6 protein-coding genes and 2 pseudogenes are annotated in these 8,019 nt (G+C 69.2%); 3 read left to right on the forward strand and 5 right to left on the reverse strand.

What is annotated here, in order from left to right; genetic code table 11:
• Nucleotides 1-548: 548 nt before the first annotated feature.
• The 3 genes and pseudogenes from AC3EUV_RS25670 to AC3EUV_RS25680 all read right to left on the reverse strand — a co-directional run bounded on the left by AC3EUV_RS25670 (nucleotide 549) and on the right by AC3EUV_RS25680 (nucleotide 4,023).
• On the reverse strand, nucleotides 549-2,006 hold the full coding sequence (locus AC3EUV_RS25670) for an FG-GAP and VCBS repeat-containing protein (protein WP_432143796.1): 1,458 nt from the start codon (nucleotides 2,004-2,006) through the stop codon (nucleotides 549-551).
• A gap of 374 nt (nucleotides 2,007-2,380) precedes the next feature.
• Nucleotides 2,381-3,243: pseudogene (locus tag AC3EUV_RS25675) on the reverse strand (alpha/beta hydrolase); the annotation flags it as partial.
• A 12-nt stretch (nucleotides 3,244-3,255) separates the two neighbouring features.
• Nucleotides 3,256-4,023 (reverse strand): ZIP family metal transporter, encoded by a 768-nt coding sequence (locus AC3EUV_RS25680; protein WP_435603992.1) that lies wholly within the window; start codon nucleotides 4,021-4,023, stop codon nucleotides 3,256-3,258.
• A 214-nt stretch (nucleotides 4,024-4,237) separates the two neighbouring features.
• On the opposite strand from AC3EUV_RS25680, the gene AC3EUV_RS25685 reads away from it, so the two are divergent.
• Entirely contained in the window at nucleotides 4,238-4,438 is a 201-nt protein-coding gene (locus AC3EUV_RS25685) for a hypothetical protein (protein ID WP_432143798.1), read from the forward strand.
• 528 nt (nucleotides 4,439-4,966) lie between these two features.
• Here AC3EUV_RS25685 and AC3EUV_RS25690 read toward each other — a convergent pair.
• Nucleotides 4,967-6,385 carry a selenium-binding protein SBP56-related protein gene (locus tag AC3EUV_RS25690; RefSeq protein ID WP_432143799.1) on the reverse strand — a complete coding sequence of 473 codons (1,419 nt, stop codon included), beginning with the start codon at nucleotides 6,383-6,385 and terminating at the stop codon, nucleotides 4,967-4,969.
• A 326-nt stretch (nucleotides 6,386-6,711) separates the two neighbouring features.
• Between AC3EUV_RS25690 and AC3EUV_RS25695 the strand changes: the two genes are divergently transcribed.
• Both AC3EUV_RS25695 and AC3EUV_RS25700 read left to right on the forward strand, forming a co-directional pair.
• Nucleotides 6,712-7,080: a hypothetical protein gene (locus tag AC3EUV_RS25695; RefSeq protein WP_432143800.1), complete on the forward strand. Its 369-nt coding sequence runs from the start codon at nucleotides 6,712-6,714 to the stop codon at nucleotides 7,078-7,080.
• Nucleotides 7,081-7,396: 316 nt separating this feature from the next.
• A complete protein-coding gene (locus AC3EUV_RS25700; RefSeq protein WP_432143801.1) occupies nucleotides 7,397-7,591 on the forward strand; it encodes a hypothetical protein in 195 nt (64 codons plus the stop codon).
• Nucleotides 7,592-7,670: 79 nt separating this feature from the next.
• Here the strand turns inward: AC3EUV_RS25700 and AC3EUV_RS25705 are convergent.
• Nucleotides 7,671-7,898: pseudogene (locus AC3EUV_RS25705) on the reverse strand (helix-turn-helix domain-containing protein); the annotation flags it as partial.
• Nucleotides 7,899-8,019: the final 121 nt, after the last annotated feature.

An 8,019-nucleotide genomic window follows, 5' to 3' on the forward strand; every position in this document is an offset into this window, starting at 1 on the left:
CCTCGGACTCGCCGTGATGATGGTTGTCCGTTGCACTCAACGGCGCATTCTCTACGAGGCCCATCCAGAGCTTCTTCGAGCCGACTGTGCCGCCACTGATGGCGGTATGGCCATCCAACTCGCCACGGACCACGCAAGAACCGATCAAGGTCTCCGTGCCCGAGCTGTGCCAAGTCAAGGAGACAGGCACGCGGCAGGAAGAAGACGTGGCCCGATTGATCGGGTGAAGCACCCGCGCCCCGTTCCAGACACTCCAGTCGAACTCCTACCGTGTGGATGATCGGTGCTGACTGCACCGTCACTCACGGAGGCGCCAGACGCAGCGACCCCGGAACTGCGACTCGTGCGACCGGGGTCGCGCGAACTCCCGCCGGAGACCGTACAGCCCCTGGCGGGCTGCCGTGCCCCATCCCGCCTGGAGGTCATTTACGGGACAGCCCTTACGACTTGGTGCGCGAGAGGCGACGTCGCCGACCATAAGTCAGCACAGCGGAAGGGCGGCGCCGGAATCCTCCGGTGCCGCCCCTTCCGACTGTCTGTCCAGGTGCTCAGGAGCCCGACATGGCGTCCCCGAACATGGGGTCATCCCCCGAGTTCCCGATGCCGACGGACGACGCACCGAAGCTCACCGCGCCGGTGCCCGTGACCCCTCCGGTGGAGCCGCGCAGGACCCACACGGCGCCGTCGTCGCTGTTCTCGCCGCCCGCGCCCACCGACAGATCGGCGCGGCCGTCCTTGTTGTGGTCGGCGAGGTGGATGGCGTCGCCGAACATGTCCGACGACTCGTTGGCGCCCGGGACACCCGAGGTGCCCTGGTTGAAGGACTGGGCGCCGGTCCCCGTCAGGCCGGAGGCGCCGCCGCGCAGCACCCAGACGTTGCCGGCGTGGGTCGCGGAGCCGATGGTCTCGAAGTTTGCGCCGACGGCGAGGTCCGGGTAGCCGTCACCGTTGACGTCGCCCGCGGCGAGTGTGCCACCGAACGAGTCGTCGGACTCGCCCGCTCCCGGCACACCCGCGGTGTCCTGGCTGAAGACGGCGCTGCGAGTGGTGTCGACGCCCGCCGCACCGCCGTAGAACAGGGTGACGTAGCCACCCTTCGCCGTCTGGTCCGTGACGGAGACGAAGTCGGTGCCGACGACCAGGTCGTCGTGCCCGTCGCGGTCGAAGTCGGCCACGGTGAGCGCGCCCGCATACCCCGTGCCCACCTCGGTCTGCAGCGTGGGCCCGGTCGAGGCGCCCCGGTAGACGAAGTTGCCCGCGGAGGACCCCACCACCACGTCGTCCGTCCTGTCGTTGTCGAAGTCCCCGGCGGCCAGCTGGACGGCGCCCTTGGGGTACGCGCCGGACTCGATCTGCGCGTCGAAGCGCAGCTTCCCGGCCGCGCCGCCGGACTTGGTGAAGCCGCCCTGGAAGATCCACACGTCCTTGCCGGTGGAACCGACCGCCAGATCGGCCTTCCCGTCACCGGTGAAGTCGCCGACCGCGAGGGACTGGCCGAACCGGTCGTGGCCCGACGCGTTCGGGTCGCTGATCGTCGTGCCGCCTGACAGGCCGGACGAGCCGCCCCACAGGATGGTGACCGAACCGTCGTCGACGTCGCCGTTGACGTCCTCCAGCGGTGTGCCCACGACGAGATCGCCGTAGCCGTCGTTGTTGAGGTCGCCGTGCGCGAGTTCGGTGCCGAAGCGGTCGGAGGTCTCCGAGGCGCCCGGCACGCCGGAGGAACTCTGCGATGTGGTCTTGTGGCGCGCGGCGCTGATACCGCTCGACGAGCCGTAGTTGACGACCACGGCGCCCGCCTTCGCCTTCCCGCCCGCGACAGCACCCGGGGCGCCTGTCGCCAGATCGCGGTAGCCGTCACCGTTGAAGTCGTCGGCGAGGCCCGACGCGGCGGCACTCGCACCGCCGGGCAGCGTGATGAGCAGGCCACCGGCCAGTGCGGCCGCGACGGCGGTGGCGCCCAGGACGACGGGACGCCGGGAGCGCTTGTGATGGGGCCGGGACATGAGTTCCTCTCCAGGACATACGTGCGGACTCGGAGATGACCTCTGGTGAACCTGAAGGGTTGTACGGGAAAGGGGATTCGCCGTCCCCCGCCAACCCGACCTGCGCCTTCGTACCCTTGCGGACGTCTTCGCGTACGCGGCGGCCGAAGGCGTCGAGCTGCGCATCGACGGTACGGAAGTCCAGGTACGCCGCACACGGGCCAACAACCACGGCCGCCGCGAACTCTCCAACGCTTCCTCGGACGCCCCGAGTACTTCGATGAGAGCTACCGAGCCGTCGCCGGCCTGATCTCCGACCGCACCGCCGCAAGGTGATCACCCACCAGCCAACCCGCCAGGCCAGCATGCCCCAACCTCAATCGCGCACCACGCCGTTAGGTCTGGTCGGTTCCAAGGGCGTTGCGCAGGAAGGCCGTTGCCTGGTCGATGGCTCCGCGGGCGGCTTTGGAGTGACTCAGTGAGTTGAGCATCATGAAGTCGTGGACCGCGCCGTCGTAGCGCACCGTGGTCACCGGAACGCCGGCTGCTCGGAGCTTGGCGGCGTATGCCTCGCCCTCATCGCGCAGCACGTCGGCCTCATCGACAATCAGCAGGGCGGGCGGCAGGCCGGAGAGCTGCTCGGCCGTGGCGTGGTTGGGAGAGGCGGTGATTTCCGCGCGCTGGTTCGGGTCGGTCGTGTAGGCGTCCCAGAACCACTCCATCAGCTTGCGGCTCAGGTAGTACCCGGTGGCGAACTGGTCGTAGGAACCGGTGTCCATGGAGGCATCCGTGACCGGGCAGTACATCGCTGCTGTACGAACTCGACGTCACCGCGCTCCTTGGCCATGAGGGCGAGTGCGGCGGTCATGTTCCCGCCGACCGATTCCCCGGCCACCGCCATGCGCCGTGCATCGAGACCCTTGGACGCTCCCTCGTGGACGATCCACTGCGCGGTGGCGTAGCCCTGCTCGATGGCCACCGGATAGTGCGCCTCGGGCGACGGCGTGTACTCCACGAAGGCCACCGCCGCACGGGCGCCGACCGCCAACTCGCGCACCAGGCGGTCGTGGGTGCCGGCATTGCCCAGCACCCAGCCACCGCCGTGCATGTACAACACGACGGGCAGCGTTCCGGTGGCGCCCTGCGGCTTGACGATGCGTACCCCTACATCGCCCACCGCTGCCGGAACCGAAACCCACTCCTCGTCGACCGGCAGCTTGTCGACCGGCGCAGCCTGGAGGTCGTCGAGCACCTTGCGCCACCGGTCGCGTCAGCGGCTGACTGCCCCGACAAGGACGACGAGTGCGGTGAGAAGAGCCGCGAGAGTCATCGTCATCGCAGCCGGGACCCCGAGGACTCGCCGGTCCGCGGGCCGCTGCTGATGGGCGAGTCTGAGCGCCACCCACGCCGCCTGCGCGAGTACGCCGCCAACGAAGGCGAGCAGCAGTGGCATGATGCTGTCCGGAATGGGCAAAGCGCTCGTCAGGAAGGCTCCCGCGACCGGGCTCAAGCAGGCCAGCCCGATCCACGGAGCCACGCGCCGCCTCGGTTGCACCCCCAGCAGAGCGGCCAGCGCCAGGCCCTCGCTGGCCGCGTGCACGAGGAGCGCCGCCACCACGGCGACCGAGGCGGTCAGGGCCAGGGTCGCCCCCTCCAGGAAGCGGTGCAGAGCAAGCCCTGATGCCGCGCCGATGCCGCCCGCACGACCCGGCTCGCACGGGCAGCCGATACGGACCACGGCACCCATCACCCCGTACGAGGCGAGCGCGATGACCGGTACCGCCCACAGCGGCACGCCGGCCTCATGGGCCTCGTCCCACGCGTCGGGCAGAAGATCGAGGACCGCAACGATCAGCAAAATCCCTGACGCGGCGGCCAGCAGAAGCGCCGACCGGCCGGATCCGGGCCGCGCCAGCCAGGCGCCCACCACAGTGGCCACAGCCATCAGGACCACGGCCACCAGCGTTTCGGTGGAGGGCAGCTGCCACCCGGTCCCGTCGTCCATGTGCGCGCCTGCTGCGTAGAGCACGGAGAGCATGGCCCCTCCCTCCGAGGGGGCGGGCTTACGTGCGCAGTGCCCGGGCGAACGGGCTTCGTACTTCACTATTCCACCGCGCTGCCCGTGCGCGATTCGGCACCGCCCACACCAAGCCTGACCTGCCCAAACATCCTCCGTCGTCCGAGTGTGCACGGCACCCGGAGCCGGGCTGGCGTGAAAGGGGGGCGGACACCCACCTCGATGAGGAGGGATCATGCCTCAGACCTGCGAGCGGTTCGACACCCTGACCGCCAAGTCCGGGCTCAGCAGCGAAGTCCTTGCCAACGCCGTGGACACCTCGCAGGAATGCGAGGAAGTGGTCGGGGCTTGTTCGATGGTCATGCTGAGCGAGCAGTACGCCATGCACATGGCACCCGCAATCAGCCGGGGGACCTGGACTGCGCCGGCGTCGTAGGCGTGACGCGCCGCCTGCTGACCCGGGACAGCGGCCCTGACAACAGCCTGATCAGCGCCCAGTTCGAAGCCTGCCTGCTGGCCTGCGAACGCAGCTACGAGATGTGCAGCAAGCACGCCGCCGAGCAGGCACCCTGCCGCATGTTCTCGGATGCGACCCACCGCTGCGCCGATATGCGCTGCCAGACCTCGGCGCACTCCGCGCATAGCTGCCCCGAGCCGAGTCGGAACAACAAGACCTTCAGTAGGCCCCCAATACATGGTGCGCCGACGCCAGTGCGCTGTGCGGTCCCTCCCGGCTGCCTCTTTTTCACACCATACGAGGCGCCATCCAGTCGGATTGAGGAGCCGTTTCGGCGCGGCCCCGTCGCGGCCTTTGCCCAGCCGACGTCGAAAGCGGCGTGGGATCCAGGGGACTTACCATGCCGTCCGCCGCCCGGAACGCCCAGGGGCCGGCATAACAGTGGCCTCGCCACCGCGGCGGCAACCGCCGCGAGCGCCGGCGCCGACGCTCGCGGAGCACAAGCGGTCAGCGGCGGTAGCAGTACGAATCCGAGGAGGCGTCGCCGCCTTGCAGATGTGTCTGGTGCACGCGCAGGCCCAGGAAGTCCGGGCCGTGCGGGTAGAAGCGGCTATCGACGGAGAGCCCGCCGTGCGAGGTGTCGGCGTCGAGTTTGACCATCCACGGCTCGATGCCCGCGGGATAGATCTGCGCGTCCCAGGTGCCGTACAAGGAGTTCGTCAGGTACACACGCCGCCCGTCGCGGCTGAGCTCGACCATCTGCGCTCCGCCGGTCAGCGGGATGTCCGGCTCGGCGGGATGCGGCTGTCGGCTGACGATGCCGCCAAGACGCACGGACGCGGTCTGCCTCGGGTGGAATGGGTCGCTCACGTCGTACTGGTGCAGATCGCCGGTTCCCCATGTGGATACGTACAGCCACTGGTCGTCCACCGACAGGTCGATGTCGGTGATCAATGGGGGCACGGCGCCGAACGGCTGCAGCGCTGGGGGCAGGTCCTCCGTTTGCGCGGGCTCGGCAGGGATGGTGATCACCTTGCGGACCACGAAGTCCTCGCCCTCCCGGTTCCACAGGTACACCGACGTCGACAGGTCCTCCACGTTGACCACGTCGTGTGCGAACCCCCACGTTGCCTCGGGGTCGTGTGCGGGACGCAGCTCCAGCACGATCTGGTTCTCATCCCCCAGATCGACGCGTTGCAGGTGCCGGCCGGAGTCCAGCTCCCAGAAGTGCAGCGAGTGGCCGTATTGGCGACCCAGCAGCAATTCGGGGACAAGGCCGTCCTCATACATCGAGGGGGTGCCCCACTCGCTGGTCACGGCGACGTTCTGGCGCAGATGCCACCAGAAGTCGTAGGCGAACCGCTGCGGTCCGCGGTCGCTCTCCCAGGCTCGCAGTACTTCGAAGCTTTCGTGGTCCAGCAGCGCGATGCCGCCAGGCCCGTCCGCACCGTCCGCGCCACCCAGGCAGGACAGGAACACTCCGTCGGGGCCACAGTGGATGGTGTGCGGACGCGAATATCCGGCCTTGGCGGCCAATTCCTCGGCCTCGACCACCTTGACCAGGCGCGGGCGGGCGGGATCGGGGCTGGTGTCGAAGATGTGCAGCCGGGAGGAGCGCAGTCCCGGGATGATGAGGTAGCGCCGCGCAGCGTGATGACCGGCATGGGCCAGCGAGCTTGAGCAGGCGTTCCAGCCGAAGTGGTGCAGTTCGTTGCCCAGGCCGGGCAGCTCGGCGTGGGAGGTCACGCGGCCGTATTCGGGGGATTCGGGGTCGGTGACGACGGTGAACAACGCGTCCGTGCGCTGTGCGGTCGGGTCGAAACCGACGACATAGGCGAGCTTCTCCGGGGGCGCGGCGACGGCGTCCGCCGGAGTGCGGTACAGGGTGGGGTCACTGTGATCGTGAGCCTGCTCAGTCGTCCTCATGGCTGTTCCTTAACCCCCGAACGGGAGCCTGGATCCTGGGGGACTCCCGACAGGCAGCCGGGCTCACCCGTTCGAGATCGATGTGCAGACGCGGGGGGACAGATATGCCATATAGCGAGCGTTTCACAGCCCCGGAGCCTTGCCAAGGCGGCGGCGCGTGGGCGCGGACCGCCTCAGTGTGCGGCTCGTCTCCGGCACGCCCGAGAACGGACACCGGGCCTTCCGGCCCCTTGCCAGTTGACCGTGTCAGACGCCGCTCGTTGATCCGGCGCGGAGGACGATGGGGTCATGGGCGAGCACAACGAGGACCAGGACGACGTCGCGGAGTGATCATCCGCCGCCTCGCCGCGCTCGTCCACAGCGGCCTGACGGCGCTCGATGAACCCACGGTGCGCGCCGTGGTCCGCCAGGCTGTCCGCGATGCCCGCACCGCACCGCCCCCGCCGCCCGCCGCTCCGCCGGCGGAGCCCTCGCTCACCGAGCTGCACCGCGTCGTCGACGAACTCGCCGCCAGCACGCACGCGATCGGGGAGCTGATGCTCGAAGTCGCCCCGGCCTACCTGTCCGACCCGGCGGCCGCCGACGTCCTTGCCCCGCTGTGCGACGCGATCGGCGAGCCCCTCGAGAGCGGCCTGGCCGCCCGCCGCTACGCCCTGTCCGGGGACCGACGCGCCCTGCACGGCACCGATCTGTGACCGCTGCTCCCCGCCTGCTCCTGTGAGGCACACAGCCCCTTTCCCCAGGTGGGCGGGGCGCGGTGCGAGGGTGTGAGGCGTGAGGCGAGGGCCTGCGGCGCCGGGATGCTGCTGTCCTCTGACACGAGATCTTGGCCGTTTGCCGGGAGATTTTGACGACCAGCAGTCCTCTGCCACTGGATCTTGACCGATGGTCCTCCAGCGTGAAGGGGACAGGCAGTGGGCCAGATGTCGTTTCGGTCGGACATCCCATTGGGGTCCTTTCTGGTCTGAGACGATCAGCAGGACCGTACGACTGAACGCAGGGGTGAAGAACATGGTTGGTCTGGTGCTGCTCGGCGTCTTGGTGCTCGCCGTCGGCGGGTGTGCATGTGTGGTGTGGGCGGAGCGCGGCGGACCCCGCTGGGTCCGCGGCGTGGCGACCGTGACGCTCGCCGCGGGCGAGCTGGTGCGTCGCTCCGAGAAGCGCCGGCGCCGGAGCGTGACGCGGACCGCCAGCGGTGGTGACTAAGGCTTGTCCCGCAATGATCTTCTGAGAGGTGTGAACACCGTCGGCTGGTGCCCCTGCTCGGCTATCCGAGGTTGTGCAGGAACCGCTTGCGAGGCCGGAGCGCCAGCAGAGGTGCGAGGTGGCTGATGACGCGCTCGGCCGTGGACTTCGAGACGCCGAAGAGCGGGGTGAGCTGACGCAGCGTCAGGTTGGTGCCCCAGTAGGCGGCGACCAACAGGACGCGGTCCTCCAGCGGCAGACTCCACGGTCGGCCTCGCCGGACCGCTTCTGCTCCCTCACGGCGCGCCCGCATCGCGGGAAAGGGCAAGGCAGTCCGCTCGGCGAAACGGGTGCGGCCCGGGCCTGCCGCCTGGCCAGGCGCTCCGGCATCTGCACCACCTGCGGCCGCCCCCTCGCCAAGAGCAGATCCAGAACCTAACGAAGCACTA

Source organism: Streptomyces sp. bgisy130 (assembly GCF_057708345.1).